The organism is Alicycliphilus denitrificans K601 (assembly GCF_000204645.1).
GTDB classification, from domain to species: domain Bacteria; phylum Pseudomonadota; class Gammaproteobacteria; order Burkholderiales; family Burkholderiaceae_C; genus Alicycliphilus; species Alicycliphilus denitrificans.
Genome location: NC_015422.1, coordinates 1505001 through 1519412 on the forward strand (window position 1 = coordinate 1505001; position 14412 = coordinate 1519412).

13 protein-coding genes and 2 rRNA genes (1 of these 15 cut by a window edge) are annotated in these 14412 nt (G+C 67.2%); 13 read left to right on the forward strand and 2 right to left on the reverse strand.

Annotation, left to right across the window (positions count from 1 at the left end; genetic code table 11):
- From ALIDE2_RS07115 to ntrC, 12 genes are all read left to right on the forward strand, one after another.
- Positions 1 to 548: ribosomal RNA gene (locus ALIDE2_RS07115) — 23S ribosomal RNA — on the forward strand (it extends 2331 nt beyond the left edge of the window).
- Between the two features lie 116 nt (positions 549 to 664).
- Positions 665 to 777: ribosomal RNA gene (rrf, locus tag ALIDE2_RS07120) — 5S ribosomal RNA — on the forward strand.
- Between the two features lie 86 nt (positions 778 to 863).
- Positions 864 to 1601: a 16S rRNA pseudouridine(516) synthase gene (locus tag ALIDE2_RS07125; protein ID WP_013519833.1), complete on the forward strand. Its 738-nt coding sequence runs from the start codon at positions 864 to 866 to the stop codon at positions 1599 to 1601.
- A 107-nt stretch (positions 1602 to 1708) separates the two neighbouring features.
- On the forward strand, positions 1709 to 2674 hold the full coding sequence (locus ALIDE2_RS07130; RefSeq protein ID WP_013519832.1) for a YncE family protein: 966 nt from the start codon (positions 1709 to 1711) through the stop codon (positions 2672 to 2674).
- On the forward strand, positions 2661 to 3491 hold the full coding sequence (locus tag ALIDE2_RS07135) for a polysaccharide deacetylase family protein (RefSeq protein WP_420796269.1): 831 nt from the start codon (positions 2661 to 2663) through the stop codon (positions 3489 to 3491). Before ALIDE2_RS07130 ends, ALIDE2_RS07135 begins: the two co-directional genes overlap by 14 nt.
- A 53-nt stretch (positions 3492 to 3544) precedes the next feature.
- The gene (locus ALIDE2_RS07140; RefSeq protein ID WP_041701312.1) at positions 3545 to 4531 is read left to right on the forward strand and encodes a sterol desaturase family protein; all 987 of its coding nucleotides are present in this window, start codon (positions 3545 to 3547) and stop codon (positions 4529 to 4531) included.
- 27 nt (positions 4532 to 4558) lie between these two features.
- Positions 4559 to 5452, forward strand: coding sequence for an EI24 domain-containing protein (locus ALIDE2_RS07145; protein WP_013519829.1), 894 nt, complete (start codon positions 4559 to 4561; stop codon positions 5450 to 5452).
- Entirely contained in the window at positions 5449 to 6270 is an 822-nt protein-coding gene (locus ALIDE2_RS07150; protein WP_013721684.1) for a competence/damage-inducible protein A, read from the forward strand. Before ALIDE2_RS07145 ends, ALIDE2_RS07150 begins: the two co-directional genes overlap by 4 nt.
- A gap of 171 nt (positions 6271 to 6441) precedes the next feature.
- Complete coding sequence (glnA, locus tag ALIDE2_RS07155; protein WP_013519827.1) at positions 6442 to 7857, forward strand: type I glutamate--ammonia ligase; 1416 nt, start codon at positions 6442 to 6444, stop codon at positions 7855 to 7857.
- Positions 7858 to 8030: 173 nt separating this feature from the next.
- Entirely contained in the window at positions 8031 to 8519 is a 489-nt protein-coding gene (locus ALIDE2_RS07160) for a hypothetical protein (RefSeq protein ID WP_013519826.1), read from the forward strand.
- Positions 8520 to 8543: 24 nt separating this feature from the next.
- Positions 8544 to 9614, forward strand: a complete 1071-nt coding sequence (glnL, locus tag ALIDE2_RS07165; RefSeq protein WP_013519825.1) for a nitrogen regulation protein NR(II) — start codon at positions 8544 to 8546, stop codon at positions 9612 to 9614.
- A gap of 41 nt (positions 9615 to 9655) precedes the next feature.
- Positions 9656 to 11095: a nitrogen regulation protein NR(I) gene (ntrC, locus tag ALIDE2_RS07170; protein WP_013519824.1), complete on the forward strand. Its 1440-nt coding sequence runs from the start codon at positions 9656 to 9658 to the stop codon at positions 11093 to 11095.
- A gap of 324 nt (positions 11096 to 11419) precedes the next feature.
- Here the strand turns inward: ntrC and xth are convergent, their stop codons facing one another.
- Together xth and ALIDE2_RS07180 are read right to left on the reverse strand one after the other, a co-directional pair.
- Positions 11420 to 12196 carry an exodeoxyribonuclease III gene (xth, locus tag ALIDE2_RS07175; RefSeq protein WP_013721685.1) on the reverse strand — a complete coding sequence of 259 codons (777 nt, stop codon included), beginning with the start codon at positions 12194 to 12196 and terminating at the stop codon, positions 11420 to 11422.
- 6 nt (positions 12197 to 12202) lie between these two features.
- The gene (locus tag ALIDE2_RS07180) at positions 12203 to 12493 is read right to left on the reverse strand and encodes a hypothetical protein (RefSeq protein WP_013721686.1); all 291 of its coding nucleotides are present in this window, start codon (positions 12491 to 12493) and stop codon (positions 12203 to 12205) included.
- A gap of 212 nt (positions 12494 to 12705) precedes the next feature.
- On the opposite strand from ALIDE2_RS07180, the gene kdpA reads away from it, so the two are divergent.
- Positions 12706 to 14406, forward strand: coding sequence for a potassium-transporting ATPase subunit KdpA (gene kdpA, locus ALIDE2_RS07185; protein ID WP_013519821.1), 1701 nt, complete (start codon positions 12706 to 12708; stop codon positions 14404 to 14406).
- The last annotated feature ends 6 nt before the right edge of the window (positions 14407 to 14412 follow it).

Consider the following 14412-nt stretch of genomic DNA (forward strand, 5'->3'; position numbering starts at 1 on the left):
TGACAAGTCGAGCAGATGCGAAAGCAGGACATAGTGATCCGGTGGTTCTGTATGGAAGGGCCATCGCTCAACGGATAAAAGGTACTCTGGGGATAACAGGCTGATACCGCCCAAGAGTTCATATCGACGGCGGTGTTTGGCACCTCGATGTCGGCTCATCTCATCCTGGGGCTGTAGTCGGTCCCAAGGGTATGGCTGTTCGCCATTTAAAGAGGTACGTGAGCTGGGTTTAAAACGTCGTGAGACAGTTTGGTCCCTATCTTCCGTGGGCGCTGCAGATTTGAGGAAGCCTGCTCCTAGTACGAGAGGACCGGAGTGGACACACCTCTGGTGTATCGGTTGTCACGCCAGTGGCATTGCCGAGTAGCTAAGTGTGGAAGAGATAACCGCTGAAAGCATCTAAGCGGGAAACTCGTTTCAAGATGAGATCTGCCGGGGCCTCGAGCCCCCTGAAGGGTCGTTGTAGACCACGACGTTGATAGGCTGGGTGTGGAAGTGCAGCAATGCATTAAGCTAACCAGTACTAATTGCCCGTGCGGCTTGACCCTATAACTTTGACTGCCAACCGCAGTTCAGGACTGTTATGCCAAGCACGCAATCAAATACCGAGTCGACTCTGTGAATCCGCCGTGCAGACCCAAAACCTGCACAGCAACCAGTTATGCCTGATGACCATAGCAAGTCGGTCCCACTCCTTCCCATCCCGAACAGGACAGTGAAACGACTTCGCGCCGATGATAGTGCGGGTTCCCGTGTGAAAGTAGGTCATCGTCAGGCTCTTACAGCCCAAAACGCCCCCCTGTGCATATGCACAGGGGGGCGCTTTGCTTTGGGCAAAGAAAAATGTGCGAAATTCCACGCCCATGCAGCTCCAAGACATCCTCTATTCGCAAGGTTTCGGAACCCGCCGCATTTGCGCGGGCTTGATTCAACAGGGCTGGGTGGCCGTGCACAGTGCCGGCTCGCTGGAGCCGGTCGTTTGCCTTGAGCCGGCACAGAATCTCAAGGAGCAGGGGCTGGTGTTGCGTGTGCAAGGCCAGGACTGGCCGTATCACGCCAAGGCCTATGTGATGCTGAACAAGCCTGCCGGCACGGAATGTTCCCAGAAGCCCTCTGCCTATCCCAGCGTGTATACGCTGCTGCCCGCTCCGCTGCGGCAGCGGCCCGGCAAGAGTGCCGTGAGCGGGGTGCAGGCCGTGGGGCGGCTGGACCAGGACACGACGGGCCTGTTGCTGCTCAGTGACGATGGGCAATTCATCCATCGCATGAGTTCCCCGAAAAAGCATGTGCCGAAGGTGTACCAGGTGACGGTCAGGCATCCCGTCGATGCGGCGCAGGTCGAGTGCCTGTTGGCCGGCGTGGTGCTCGATGACGACCCCAAACCTGTGCGTGCGGTGGCCTGTGTGCAACGTGACGCGCACCGGATCGACTTGACCTTGACCGAGGGCAAGTATCACCAGGTCAAGCGCATGATCGCGGCGGTGGGCAATCGCGTGGAGGCCCTGCATCGCGCCCGCATCGGAGGGCTGGAGCTCCCGGCGGACATGGCGCCGGGCCAATGGCGCTGGCTGGGCCTGGATGAGCTTGCGCTGTTGAAATGACCTGCACAATGGGCACCGCGTCAACGCCATGCATCGTGCGGGCGTTGTCCATGGGCCCTCGTGGTGCGGGCTATGCCGAAGGGAGTTCTGGGGTGGAAAAATGGACGATGGGGCGCATGGCTGGCGTCCTTGTAGCCGCGTGCCTGGCGCTGGGTGCCCAGGCTGCGGAACCGCCGGTGTTCGTGCTCAATTCCCTGCAGGCGGATATCAGTGTCATCGACCCGGTGACGTGGACGGAGACGGCGCGCATTGCCACGGGCAAGGAACCGCATCACCTCTATCTCACGCCCGATGAGAAGTCGCTGATCGTGGCCAATGCCCTGGGGGACAGCCTGACCTTCGTGGACCCGGGCACGGCGCAGGTGCAACGCACGGTGCGCGGCATCGTCGATCCCTACCACCTGCGGTTCTCGCCCGACATGCAGTGGCTGGTGACGGCTGCGAACCGGCTCAACCACGTGGACTTCTACCGCTGGGACGGCAAGGAGCCGACCCTGGTGCAGCGCGTTGCCACGGGCAAGACGCCCAGCCACCTGTGGATCGACAGCGCCAGCCGCACGGTGTATTCCACCATGCAGGACAGCGATGAACTGGTCGCGATCGATATCGCCACGCAGAAGATCAAGTGGCGCACCGGCACGGGCGCCATGCCGGCGGACGTGTATGGCAGCCCCGACGGCAGAAATCTCTTCGTCGGACTCACGGGCAGCGACAGCGTGGAGGTGTTCGACATCTCGGGCGAGCAGCCGCGCAGCGTGCAGCGCATCAAGACCGGCAGCGGCGCCCACGCCTTCCGCGCCGCGGGCGACGGGCGCCATCTGTTCGTGAGCAACCGGGTGGCCAACACCATCAGCAAGATCGACATGCAGGCGCTGCGCGTGGTGGACTCCTATCCGGCGCCGGGCGGCCCCGACTGTATGGACGTGTCGGCGGATGGCCGCTGGATCTATGTCAGCGCACGCTGGGCGCGCAAGATGCTCGTGATCGATACGGTCGAGCGCAAGGTGGCTCGCGCCATCAATGTCGGCAAGTCGCCCCACGGCGTCTGGACGCTCAGGCATGCCAAGCGTTAGGCGGCATGCGGGCGTGCAATCGTTGCGCGGGGTGCTTCGTGCAATATTTTTGATAGCTGCAAGCACTAGTCCACTGGGCGCTAGCGCCCAAAACAATGCACAAGGCAGCTGCAATGGAACGGTGTACCTGACCTTCGACACGGGACACATGGGCGTCGCCCCTCTGGTGGCCGAGGTGCTGCAGCGCCAGCGCGTGCAGGTCACCTTCTTTGCTGCCGACGAGCGCACGCAAAGCGGCGGCAGCAGCCTCGATGAGCAGTGGGCGCCATGGTGGCGCGCACGGGCTGCGGAGGGGCATGAATTCGCCTCGCACACGCTGCACCATGTGTACTGGCGCGCTGACGAGGGCGCTGGGCTCAAGGTCAGGCCATCGACCGGCCCCCAGGCAGGCAAGGATCTCTCGATGACGGCGGAGCAGTATTGCGCGGAGATCGACGGCGCGGCGAACCGGCTGCGCGCCATGACCGGAAAGGAGCCGCTGCCGCTGTTTCGCGCACCGGGCGGCAAGACCTCGCCGCGCCTGCTGGAGGCCGCCCAATCCTGCGGCTACATGCATGTGGGCTGGACGCCGGCGGGATTCCTGGGCGATGAGCTGCCCAGCGAGCGCTACGCCAACCGGATGCTGCTGGAGCAGGCGCTGCGCACCATCCGCGACGGCGACATCCTGCTGGCCCATCTGGGCATCTGGTCGCGCAAGGATCCCTGGGCGCCGGCCGTGCTGGAGCCCTTGATCAAGGGCCTGAAGGAGCGTGGGCTGTGCTTTCGCACCCTGCGCGAACACCCCGTCTACGGGACGAAGGCCCTGAACAGGAAGTGACACGGCCTGCGACTATGCTGGGCGTTGATGAGCGCGATGCAATGGTGAACTCCATGTCCTTGCCGTCCCAACTGTTCGATGCCGCCCAGCAGTGGCTGTTCGAGGCCGTGGTGCAGCCGGCGTTGTTCGCGCTCGGGCTGGCCAATGTGCTCGAGGATGCCTACGTCGCCACGGGCTGGCTGCTCGTCGGTCTGCTGCAGCTGCTGGTGATGCTGGCCCTGATCGGCCCGCTGGAGCGCTGGCGGCCGGTGGAGCCGCTGCAGGACCGTGCTGCCGTGCGGGTCGATGTGATCTACACCCTGATCCACCGTCTGGGCCTGTTTCGCCTGGCCCTGTTCTTCATGGCGGAGCCGTTGTGGGACGGCCTGTTCGGCATGCTGCGCACGCATGGCTGGCGCACCTTCCAGCTCGACGCGCTGTGGCCGGGCGTGACGGACCAGCCTCTCGCGAGCCTGCTGCTGTACCTGCTGGTGTTCGACTTCGTGGACTACTGGATCCATCGCGGCCAGCACCGCTTCGGCTGGTGGTGGCGCCTGCACGCCTTGCACCATTCCCAGAGGCAGATGACCATGTGGAGCGACAGCCGCAACCACCTGCTGGACGATTTGCTGCGCGACGCCATCATCGTCGTCGTGGCGCAATGCATAGGCGTGGCGCCGGGCCAGTTCGTGGCCATCGTGGCGCTCACGCAGCTCAGCGAGAACCTGCACCATGCGAACCTGCGCCTGTGGTTCGGCCACCTGGGCGAGCGCCTGTGGGTCAGTCCGCGCTTTCACCGCCTGCATCACGCCATCGGCACAGGGCATGAGTCGGCGCCGGCGCAGCGCACCGGCGCCCCGGTGCTCGGCGGGCACAACTTCGGCGTGCTGCTGCCCTGGTGGGACATGCTGTTCGGCACGGCCAACTTCGAGTGCCGCTACGACCCCACGGGCGTGCGCGACCAGGTCGAGCCCGGCCCCGATGGCCGGGTGCGTGACTACGGCCGCGGCTTCTGGGCCCAGCAATGGCGCGGCCTGCTGCGCCTGGCGGGGCGCGGCTGACCGGGCAATGGCGCTATGCTTGCGTGCATGGGGCCTTTTCTCGATTCCTTCTGGCGCGCCGCGGCCTATTGCCTGATGCCGCGCGTCGTGGCGCTGTCGCTGCTGCCGCTGCTCTTGATCACCCTGGCGGCCTGGGGCGGCGGGCATTTCTACTGGCAGCCGGCCGTGGCCTGGATGCAGGCGGCGCTGGAGGGCTCCTCCTGGCTGGGCCTGCTGTGGGGCTGGCTGGGCCACTTCGGCGTGGACAACCTGCCCGTGGTGCTGGCGCCGCTGCTGGTGCTGATGCTGGCCACGCCCGTGGTCGTCATCGTCTGCGTGCTGGCGGTGGCCGTGCTCATGGCGCCGGCCATCGTCTCGCTGGTGGCGGAGCGGCGCTTCGCGGAGCTGCAGCGCAAGCGGGGCGGCTCTTTCCTGGTCAGCGTGCTGTGGTCGCTGGGCTCCACCATCGCCGCGCTGCTGGCGCTGGTGGTCTCCATGCCGCTGTGGCTCGTCCCGCCGCTGGTGCTGGTGCTGCCGCCGCTGATCTGGGGCTGGCTGACCTACCGCGTCATGGCCTTCGACGCGCTGGCCGAGCATGCGAGCAGGCCGGAGCGGCAGGAGATCTTCAAGCGCTACAGGCTCAGCCTGCTGACCATCGGCGTGCTGTGCGGTTTCCTGGGCGCGGCGCCCGGCATCGTCTGGGCCTCGGGCGTAGTGTTCGCGGCGGCGTTCTTCGTGCTCGTGCCCATCGCCATCTGGATCTACACGCTGGTGTTCGCCTTTTCTTCCCTGTGGTTCACCCACTTCTGCCTGGCGGCGCTGCAGCGGCTGCGGGAGCAGGGCGGCGGCGACCCGTCCGCCCCCCTGGCCGCGCCCGCCATCCCTGCCAGCCCGCCGCCGGCGCTCGCACCCCCGCCTTCCCCGGACTCGCATCCTGCATGATTCCATCCTTCGGCCTCATCATCGTCGGCGACGAAATCCTTTCTGGCAAACGCGCGGACAAGCACCTGCCCAAGGTCATCGAACTGCTGGCCGCCCGCGGCCTTGCGCTGGCCTACGCGGACTATGTGGGCGACGACCGCCCGCGCATCACGGCAGCCCTGCAGCGCGCGTTCGCCTCGGGCGACGTCGTCTTCAGCTGCGGCGGCATAGGCGCAACGCCCGACGACCACACGCGCCAATGCGCGGCAGCCGCGCTGCAGCGGCCCCTGGCGCTGCACCCCGAGGCGGCGGCGCTGATACGCGAGCGCATGCAGGACGTTGCGCGCGAGCAGGGCGAGGCGTTCGACCCCGACCGGTCCGACAACGTGCATCGGCTCAACATGGGCGTGTTCCCCGAGGGCGCGCGCATCATTCCCAACCCCTACAACAAGATCCCGGGCTTCTCCTGCGACGGGCCGGGCGGCGGCACGGTGCATTTCATGCCGGGCTTTCCGGTGATGGCCTGGCCCATGGTGGAGTGGGCGCTGGACCACTACTGCGCCCAGTGGTTCAACCGCCAGCCCCAGACCGAGCATTCGATCGTGCTGTATGGCGCCATGGAGGCCGCGCTCACCCCGCTCATGGAGTGCATAGAGACCGCGCATCCCGGCATCAAGGTGTTCAGCCTGCCCAGTGTCGACCACCCCGTGCACGGCAGGCATGTGGAGCTGGGGGTCAAGGGCCCGACGGCACTGATACCGGCGGCATGGCGCGAGCTTTACCAGATTTTGCACCAATATGGTGCGAACATGGGCCCCGAAATGGTGCGCAATATCTGAGAAAGCGCCCCACTTAGAATCCCGCACGCAATCGGTGCACCGTGCGCCGCCTGGAATCGAGGGCGGCCACGGTGGAGCACCGCAGCCCCACGGGCGCCGCGCGGGCTGGCACGCAACCTGCTTTTCTTTGCGCATCATTTTTTGATGCGTATCTATCCCTGGAGAACCCTGATGGCCAAGACCGTTGCAGATGTGATGAAGATGGTGGAGGAAAACGAAGTCAAGTTCGTGGACCTGCGCTTCACGGACACCCGTGGCAAGGAGCAGCACGTGACCGTGCCGGTCTCGCACTTCGACGAGGACAAGTTCACCTCCGGTCATGCGTTCGACGGCTCCTCCGTGGCCGGCTGGAAGGGCATCGAGGCCTCGGACATGCAGCTCATGCCCGACCCGAGCACGGCCAACATCGACCCGTTCTTCGAGGAGACCACGCTGTTCCTGCAGTGCGACGTGGTCGAACCCGGTGACGGCAAGGCCTATGACCGCGACCCGCGCTCCATCGCCAAGCGCGCCGAGGCCTACCTGAAGGCATCGGGCCTGGGCGATACGGCCTACTTCGGCCCCGAGCCCGAGTTCTTCATCTTCGATGGCGTGCGCTGGAGCAACGAGCCGGGCAAGGTGTTCTTCGAGATCGAGGAATATGAAGCCCCCTGGAACAGCGGCACCAAGTTCGACGGCGGCAACCGCGGCCACCGCCCCACGACCAAGGGCGGCTATTTCCCCGTGCCGCCGGTGGACAGCACGCAGGACATGCGCGCCGAGATGGTGCTGATCCTGGAGCAGCTGGGCATCCCGGTCGAGGTGTTCCACCACGAGGTGGCGGGCGCCGGCCAGAACGAGATCGGCACCAAGTTCAGCACGCTGGTCGAGCGCGCCGACTGGACGCAGGTCATGAAGTACGTGATCTGGAACGTGGCCAACGCCTACGGCAAGACCGCGACCTTCATGCCCAAGCCCTACGCGGGCGACAACGGCTCGGGCATGCACGTGCACCAGTCCATCTGGAAGGATGGCAAGAACCTGTTCGCGGGCGACGGCTACGCGGGCCTGTCGGACTTCGCGCTGTACTACATCGGCGGCATCATCAAGCACGCCCGCGCGCTCAACGCCATCACCAACCCCGGCACCAACAGCTACAAGCGCCTGGTGCCCGGCTTCGAGGCGCCGGTCAAGCTCGCCTACAGCTCGCGCAACCGTTCGGCGTCGATCCGCATCCCCTACGTGGCCAACCCCAAGGGCCGCCGCATCGAGGCGCGCTTCCCCGATCCTTCCTCCAACCCCTACCTGTGCTTCTCGGCGCTGATGATGGCGGGCCTGGACGGCGTGGAGAACAAGATCCACCCGGGCGAGGCCGCCACCAAGGACCTGTACCACCTGCCGCCCGAGGAGGACAAGCTGGTGCCCACCGTGTGCCACAGCCTGGACCAGGCGCTGGAGGCGCTGGACAAGGACCGCGGCTTCCTGACCAAGGGCGGCGTGTTCTCCGACAACATGCTGGACGCCTACATCGAGCTCAAGATGGGCGAAGTGCAGCGTTTCCGCATGGCGCCGCATCCCGTCGAGTACGACATGTACTACTCGCTGTGAGCGGCGCAGGGGGGCGCTTCGGCCTCCCGGCGGTGTGCCAGGGGCGGCCGCGGCCGCCCCTTTTGCATGGTGGCCCGCGTGGGCGAATCGGGCGCCGCAATTGGCGGTCCGGGGGGATTGGGGGATACTCAGCGCCGCCGTGCATGCGCCGCGCATGTCATGTGAGGAGTTCGATGAAACACAGCCTGTTCGCCCTGACCGTCATTGCCGCCATGCTGCAGCCCGCCTGGGCGCAGGACCGCATCTACCGCTGCGGCAACGAGTACACCAACAACGCCGCCCAGGCCAAGGAGCGCGGCTGCAAGCTCGTCGAAGGCGGCAACGTGACGGTGCTGCAGGCCCCGCGGCCGGCCGCGGCGGCGCCAAGCGGCGGGGCCGGCGCCGGCAGCCCGCCGGCGAATGCGCCGCGCGTGGATGCGGCCGACCAGCGCGCACGCGACGCCGATGCGCGCGCCATCCTCGAGGCCGAGTTGCGTAAGGCCGAGGCGCGCCTGGCCGAGCTGCGCAAGGAATACAACGACGGCTATCCCCAGCGATCGGCCCTGGAGATGCGCAACCCGCAGGGCTACATCGAGCGCACGGCCGAGCTCAAGTCCGCCGTGAGCCGCGCCGAGGCCGACGTGGCCGGCATCAAGCGCGAACTCGCGCGCTTGAACAAGTAAGCGCGGGCAAGGCAAGGGGACACCATCATTTCGGCACCCCGGCCCGCGGAGCGCTACCAGGCGCTGGACCTCATCTCCACGCTGGTGGCCGTGCTGCACCCCGATGGTGCAGTGGTGTTCGTCAACGCCGCGCTGGAGGACGCCCTGGGCCTGTCGCGCCGCATGCTGGAGGGCACGGACTTCGGCGCGCTGCTGACCGACCCGGCCATCCTGCGCAAGGCGCTGGCGGGCGCGCGCGGGCGCGACTTCGCGGCGCTGCGCTTCGAGGCCGCGCTGCGCCGTCCGCCGCAGGAGCCGCTGCCCGTGCACGCCAACGTGGCGCGGGCCGAGCCCGGCAGCGAGGTGATCGTGGAGCTGTGGCCGCTGGAGGCCCAGGCGCGCCAGGACCGCGAGGAGCGCCTGCGCGAGCAGGCCCAGGCGCACAAGGAGCTGATCCGCAACCTGGCGCACGAGATCAAGAACCCGCTGGGCGGCATACGCGGCGCGGCGCAGCTGTTGCAGATGGAGCTGCCTGGCCCCGAGCTTGCCGAATACACCCAGGTCATCATCCACGAGGCCGACCGCCTGCAGGGCCTGGTGGACCGTCTGCTGGCGCCGCACCGCCACCCGCACCAGGTGGGCGACGTGAACATCCACGAAGTCTGCGAGCGCGTGCGCTCCCTGGTGCTGGCCGAATACCCCCAGGGTCTGGCCGTGCTGCGCGACTATGACACCTCCATCCCCGAGTTCCGCGGCGACCGCGCGCAGCTCCTGCAGGCGCTGCTCAACATCGTGCAGAACGCCGCTCAGGCGCTCGCCGAGCGCATCGCCGCCGGCGACGCACAGATCACCCTGCGCACGCGCGTGGCCCGGCAGGTCACGTTCGGGCGCCAGCGCTACCGCCTGGCATTGGAATTGCATGTCATCGACAACGGGCCGGGCGTGCCCGAGGCCATCAGGGAGCGGATCTTTTATCCGCTGGTGACGGGCCGGGACGGTGGATCGGGGCTAGGCCTGACGCTGGCGCAAACCTTCGTGCAGCGGCACCAGGGCCTGATCGACTGCGACAGCGAACCGGGCCGCACGGACTTTCGCATCCTCATCCCGCTGCCCTGATCCCGGCCATGCAAGACCTACGGGAAAGGGAGCACCAATACATGAAGCCGATCTGGATAGTGGACGACGACCCCTCGATTCGCTTCGTCCTGGAGAGGGCGCTGGCGCGCGAGGGCCTGCCCACGCGCAGCTTCACGCAGGCGCGCGAGGTGCTGGACGCGCTGGCCGGCGTGGCCGCGGGCGGCGCGGCGCAGCAGGGGCCGCAGGTGCTGGTGAGCGACATACGCATGCCCGGCGACTCGGGCCTGCAGCTGCTGGAACAGGTGCGCGCGCAGCTGCCGGGCCTGCCGGTCATCGTCATGACAGCCTATTCCGACCTGGACAGCGCCGTGTCCGCCTTCCAGGGCGGCGCGTTCGAATACCTGCCCAAGCCCTTCGACGTGCCCAAGGCCGTGGAGCTGATTCGCCGCGCCGTGGAGGAAAGCGAGCGCGAGCAGGTGGCCGAGCAGCAGCAGGCCGACGCGCCCGAGATGTTGGGCCAGGCGCCGGCCATGCAGGACGTGTTCCGCGCCATCGGGCGCCTGTCCCAGAGCGTGGTCACGGTGCTGGTCACAGGCGAATCGGGCTCGGGCAAGGAACTGGTGGCGCGCGCGCTGCACAAGCACTCGCCCGTGGCCGGCGGGCCGTTCGTGGCCATCAACACCGCCGCCATCCCGAAGGACCTGCTGGAGAGCGAGCTGTTCGGCCACGAGCGCGGCGCCTTCACCGGCGCGCAGACGCAGCGGCGCGGGCGGTTCGAGCAGGCCGAGGGCGGCACGCTGTTCCTTGACGAGATCGGCGACATGCCCTTCGACCTGCAGACGCGCCTGCTGCGCGTGCTGTCCGACGGCCAGTTCTACCGCGTGGGCGGCCACGCCGCCGTCAAGTCCCATGTGCGCGTGATTGCCGCCACGCACCAGGACCTGGAGCAGCGCGTACGGGACGGCGCGTTCCGCGAGGACCTGTTCCACCGCCTCAACGTCATCCGCCTGCGCCTTCCTGCGCTGCGCGAGCGCCGCGAGGACGTGCCCATGCTCACGCGCCACTTTCTGCAGCGCAGCGCGCGCCAGCTGGGCGTGGAGCCCAAGCGCATCTCCGACGCGGCGCTGGAGACGCTCATGCGCTTCGCCTTCCCCGGCAACGTGCGCCAGCTCGAGAACATCTGCCACTGGCTCACCGTCATGGCGCCGGCCCAGGTGATCTCGGCGCGGGACCTGCCGCCCGAGGTGCTGCAGGCGGGCGCGCCCGTCCATGCGCCCGCGGCGGCGGCCGACGAGGGCTGGGAGCTGGCGCTGGAGCGCGAGGCGCAAAGGCTGCTGCAGGACGGCCGGCCCGAGGTGTGGGAAGCGCTGGCGCGCCGCTTCGAGTCGCGCCTGATCCGCACCGCCCTGCAGGCCACGCACGGTCGGCGCATGGAGGCCGCGCAGCGCCTGGGCATAGGCCGCAACACCATCACGCGCAAGATCCAGGAACTGGGGCTCGATGCGCCGGATGAGGTATGAAAAAGGCCAGGGCCTGTTCACCTCCAAAACGGGAGTGCGAAGGACGAATGCCGGGATGCAGTGCAAGGCGCGGTGCGCGCCAATAGCCGCAGCTATTGGCAAGCGCCGCAACGCCGCAATGCGCCCGGCATTCGTCCTTCCCTTCGGGTTGCCCCGCCGTGGGGGGCATCTGCTTTGTCGCGCGGCTTGCCAATAGCTACGGCTATTGGCCGCGCCACGCTTCGCGCATCTGCCCCCACGGCGAGGCAACGCATCTCCCGTTTTGGAGATGAACAGGCCCTAGCGCTTGATGGGAAAGCGCTGGCAGCTACTGAAAGAGTAGCTTTAGCCCAGCGTGGCGACCACCGGCGCGTGGTCGCTGGGCTGCGGGTTCTTGCGCGGCGCGCGGTCGATACGGCAGGCCGTCACGCCCGCGCGCAGCGCCTCGCTCACCAGGATGTGGTCTATGCGCAGGCCGCGGTTCTTCTGAAAGCCCAGCTGCCGGTAGTCCCACCACGAATAGCTCTTCTCGGGCTGCTCGAACATGCGGAATGCGTCGGTCAGGCCCAGCTCCAGCAGTTGGCGGAAATGCTGGCGCTCCTCCACCGTGTGGTGGATGGTGTCCTTCAGGCCCACGGGGTCATAGGAATCGCGGTCTTCGGGCGCCACGTTGAAGTCGCCCACTAGCACCAGGCGCGGGTGCGCGGCCAGTTCGGCGCGCAGCCAGTCGTGCAGGGCGGCCAGCCACTGCAGCTTGTAGGCGAACTTGTCGGTGCCCGGCGCCTGGCCGTTCACGAAGTAGCAGTTCACCAGGCGCAGCGGGCCGCCTTCCACGTCCAGCGTGGCGGCGATCACGCGCGCCTGCTCGTCGTCGTGGCCGGGAATGTTGCGCACCACGTCGCGCGGCGGCGTGCGGCTCACGATGGCCACGCCGTTGTAGGTCTTCTGGCCGAAGCACACCGCGTGGTAGCCCGCGGCCTCGAAGGCGTCGTGCGGGAACTTCTCGTCCACCAGCTTGAGCTCCTGCAGGCCGATGGCATCCACCGGATTGGCGACCAGCCATGCCAGCACCTGCGGCAGGCGCACGGAGAGGGAGTTGATGTTCCAGGTGGCTAAATGCATATTTTTTTAAGTTATTGATTTTAAATGGTTTTGTGTGATTTTGGGATCTGGAAAACACCCGTGGCTGCCAGGCTGGCTAAGGGATGTCTCCTCCAAGTCTGGCCGCGTCTGTCCGGCCATGTCCGCTATTGCTCCCGGTTCCTTGCTCACCCGTGCCAGCAGTTGATCGGTCTTGGCCGGGTCGTTTTCGGTGTAGGCCAGCGCCAGCAGCGTGAGCGGATGCACTTCCATCATCTCGCACAACTCGGTCAGCTTGTGGATGGTCGGGCTTTCGAGGTCGCGCGCCAGGGTGCTCACGTGCTTCTCCACTCGGAATTTACGCCGAATTTATGCGCAGGCGCCTTTGCGGAATGGAGAATTTACGGGCATCGGCAGAAAACTCGGTCATGGCTATTTCGCCATTGCATCCGCGACAAGAAGCATGACACCCAAGCGTTCCCAGGCGACCCCGATGTCCGCCGCCATGGCCCCGATTGTTCCTCTGGCCGTCCTGCGGGGAATTCGGCACCATGGTTGAGCCCCTTCTTCTCCTCGCGCTGCTCGTCGTCCTGGGCTGGCCGCTCGGACATTACCTGGCTGCAGTGATGCGCGGCGATCCGATGCGCAGCGATGTCCTGTTCCGCTGGATCGAGCGGCCGCTGTACGCGCTGCTGGGCACGCGGCCCGAGGTCGGCATGGGCTGGTGCGGGTACGCCAAAGCCTTCCTGCTGAGCAACCTGGTGCTCGCGCTCGTGGTCTGGGCGATCTTCATGACCCAGGCCTGGTTGCCGCTCAACCCGGATGGCGTGCCCAACATGGGCTGGGACCTGGCGCTGCACACCGTGGTGTCCTTCCTCACGAACACCAACCAGCAGCACTACGCGGGCCAGGCGCAGCTGTCCTACCTGTCGCAGATGACGGGCATCGTGGGCCTGCAGGTGGTCACGCCGGTGATGGGGCTGGCCGTGGCCGCGGCCACGCTGCGCGGCCTGTTCGGCGGGCGGCAGCCCCAGGCCCAGGGCCAGCCCGTGGATGTCGGTAACTACTGGGCCGACGTGGTGCGCGCCACGCTGCGCTTCGTGCTGCCGCTGTGCCTGATCCTGTCGGCGCTGCTGACCTGGCAGGGCGTGCCGGCCACGCTGGCCGGCGGCCCCGTGGCGGCGCCGGTCGAGGCCGGCGCGCAGTTCAATGTGCAGAAGATTCCGCTCGGGCCGGTGGCGCCGATGGTGGCGATCAAGCAACTGGGCAGTAACGGCGGCGGCTGGTACGGCCCCAACAGCGCGGTGCCGCTGGAGAACCCGACGCCGCTGTCCAATTTCCTGCAGACCCTGGCGATCTGCCTGATTCCCGTGAGCATCGTCTTCATGGTCGGGCCCTTCACCGGGCGGCGCAGGTTCGGCGCCATGGTCTTCGGCACCATGCTGGCCATGTCGGTGCTCTCCACGGGCCTGGCGGTCTGGTCCGAGGGGCACTCCGCCATCGCGGCCGACATCGCCCTGATGGAGGGCAAGGAGGTGCGCCTGGGCTCCGATGCCTCGGCGCTGTGGGCGGCGGTGACGACGCAGGTCAACAACGGCTCGGTCAACTCCATGCTCGACTCGGCGGCGCCGCTGACCGGCATGGTGGCCATGGCCGATATGCTGATCAACGCCGTCTGGGGCGGCGTGGGCTGCGGCTTGCAGCAGTTCATCGTGTACCTGCTGCTGAGCGTGTTCCTGGCCGGGCTGATGACGGGGCGCACGCCCGAACTGTTCGGCCGCAAGATCGAGGGCCCCGAGGTGCGGCTGCTGGCGGTGCTGGTGCTGCTGCAGCCGCTGGTCGTGCTGGGCTTCACGGCCGTGGCGCTCGCCGTGCCCGGCCTGGCGGGCAACTCCAACCCGGGCTTTCATGGCATCAGCCAGGTGTTCTACGAGTACGTCTCGGCCTTCGCCAACAACGGCTCGGGCTTCGAGGGGCTGGGCGACGCCACGGTGTGGTGGAACCTCAGCTGCGCCATCGTGCTGGCCGCCGGCCGCTTCCCCGCGCTGGTGATCCCGCTGGCCATCGCCGCCATGCTCGCCGCCAAGCGCCGCGCCCCCGAGGGTGCCGGCACGCTGCAGGTGGAAACGCCCACCTTCGCGCTGGTGCTCATCGGCATCGTCATCATTCTCACGCTGCTGCAGTTCATGCCGGTGCTGGTGCTGGGCCCCGTGGCCGACCACCTGGCTCTGGCCTCGCTGCTTGCCCGCTGAAGGATT

Coding starts and splice junctions, on each gene's coding strand:
- ALIDE2_RS07125 (WP_013519833.1), top strand. CDS start 864: ATGCAGCTCCAAGACATCCTCTATTCGCAAGGTTTCGGAACCCGCCGC.
- ALIDE2_RS07130 (WP_013519832.1), top strand. CDS start 1,709: ATGGGGCGCATGGCTGGCGTCCTTGTAGCCGCGTGCCTGGCGCTGGGT.
- ALIDE2_RS07135 (WP_420796269.1), top strand. CDS start 2,661: ATGCCAAGCGTTAGGCGGCATGCGGGCGTGCAATCGTTGCGCGGGGTG.
- ALIDE2_RS07140 (WP_041701312.1), top strand. CDS start 3,545: ATGTCCTTGCCGTCCCAACTGTTCGATGCCGCCCAGCAGTGGCTGTTC.
- ALIDE2_RS07145 (WP_013519829.1), top strand. CDS start 4,559: ATGGGGCCTTTTCTCGATTCCTTCTGGCGCGCCGCGGCCTATTGCCTG.
- ALIDE2_RS07150 (WP_013721684.1), top strand. CDS start 5,449: ATGATTCCATCCTTCGGCCTCATCATCGTCGGCGACGAAATCCTTTCT.
- glnA (WP_013519827.1), top strand. CDS start 6,442: ATGGCCAAGACCGTTGCAGATGTGATGAAGATGGTGGAGGAAAACGAA.
- ALIDE2_RS07160 (WP_013519826.1), top strand. CDS start 8,031: ATGAAACACAGCCTGTTCGCCCTGACCGTCATTGCCGCCATGCTGCAG.
- ntrC (WP_013519824.1), top strand. CDS start 9,656: ATGAAGCCGATCTGGATAGTGGACGACGACCCCTCGATTCGCTTCGTC.
- xth (WP_013721685.1), bottom strand. CDS start 12,196: ATGCATTTAGCCACCTGGAACATCAACTCCCTCTCCGTGCGCCTGCCG.
- kdpA (WP_013519821.1), top strand. CDS start 12,706: ATGGTTGAGCCCCTTCTTCTCCTCGCGCTGCTCGTCGTCCTGGGCTGG.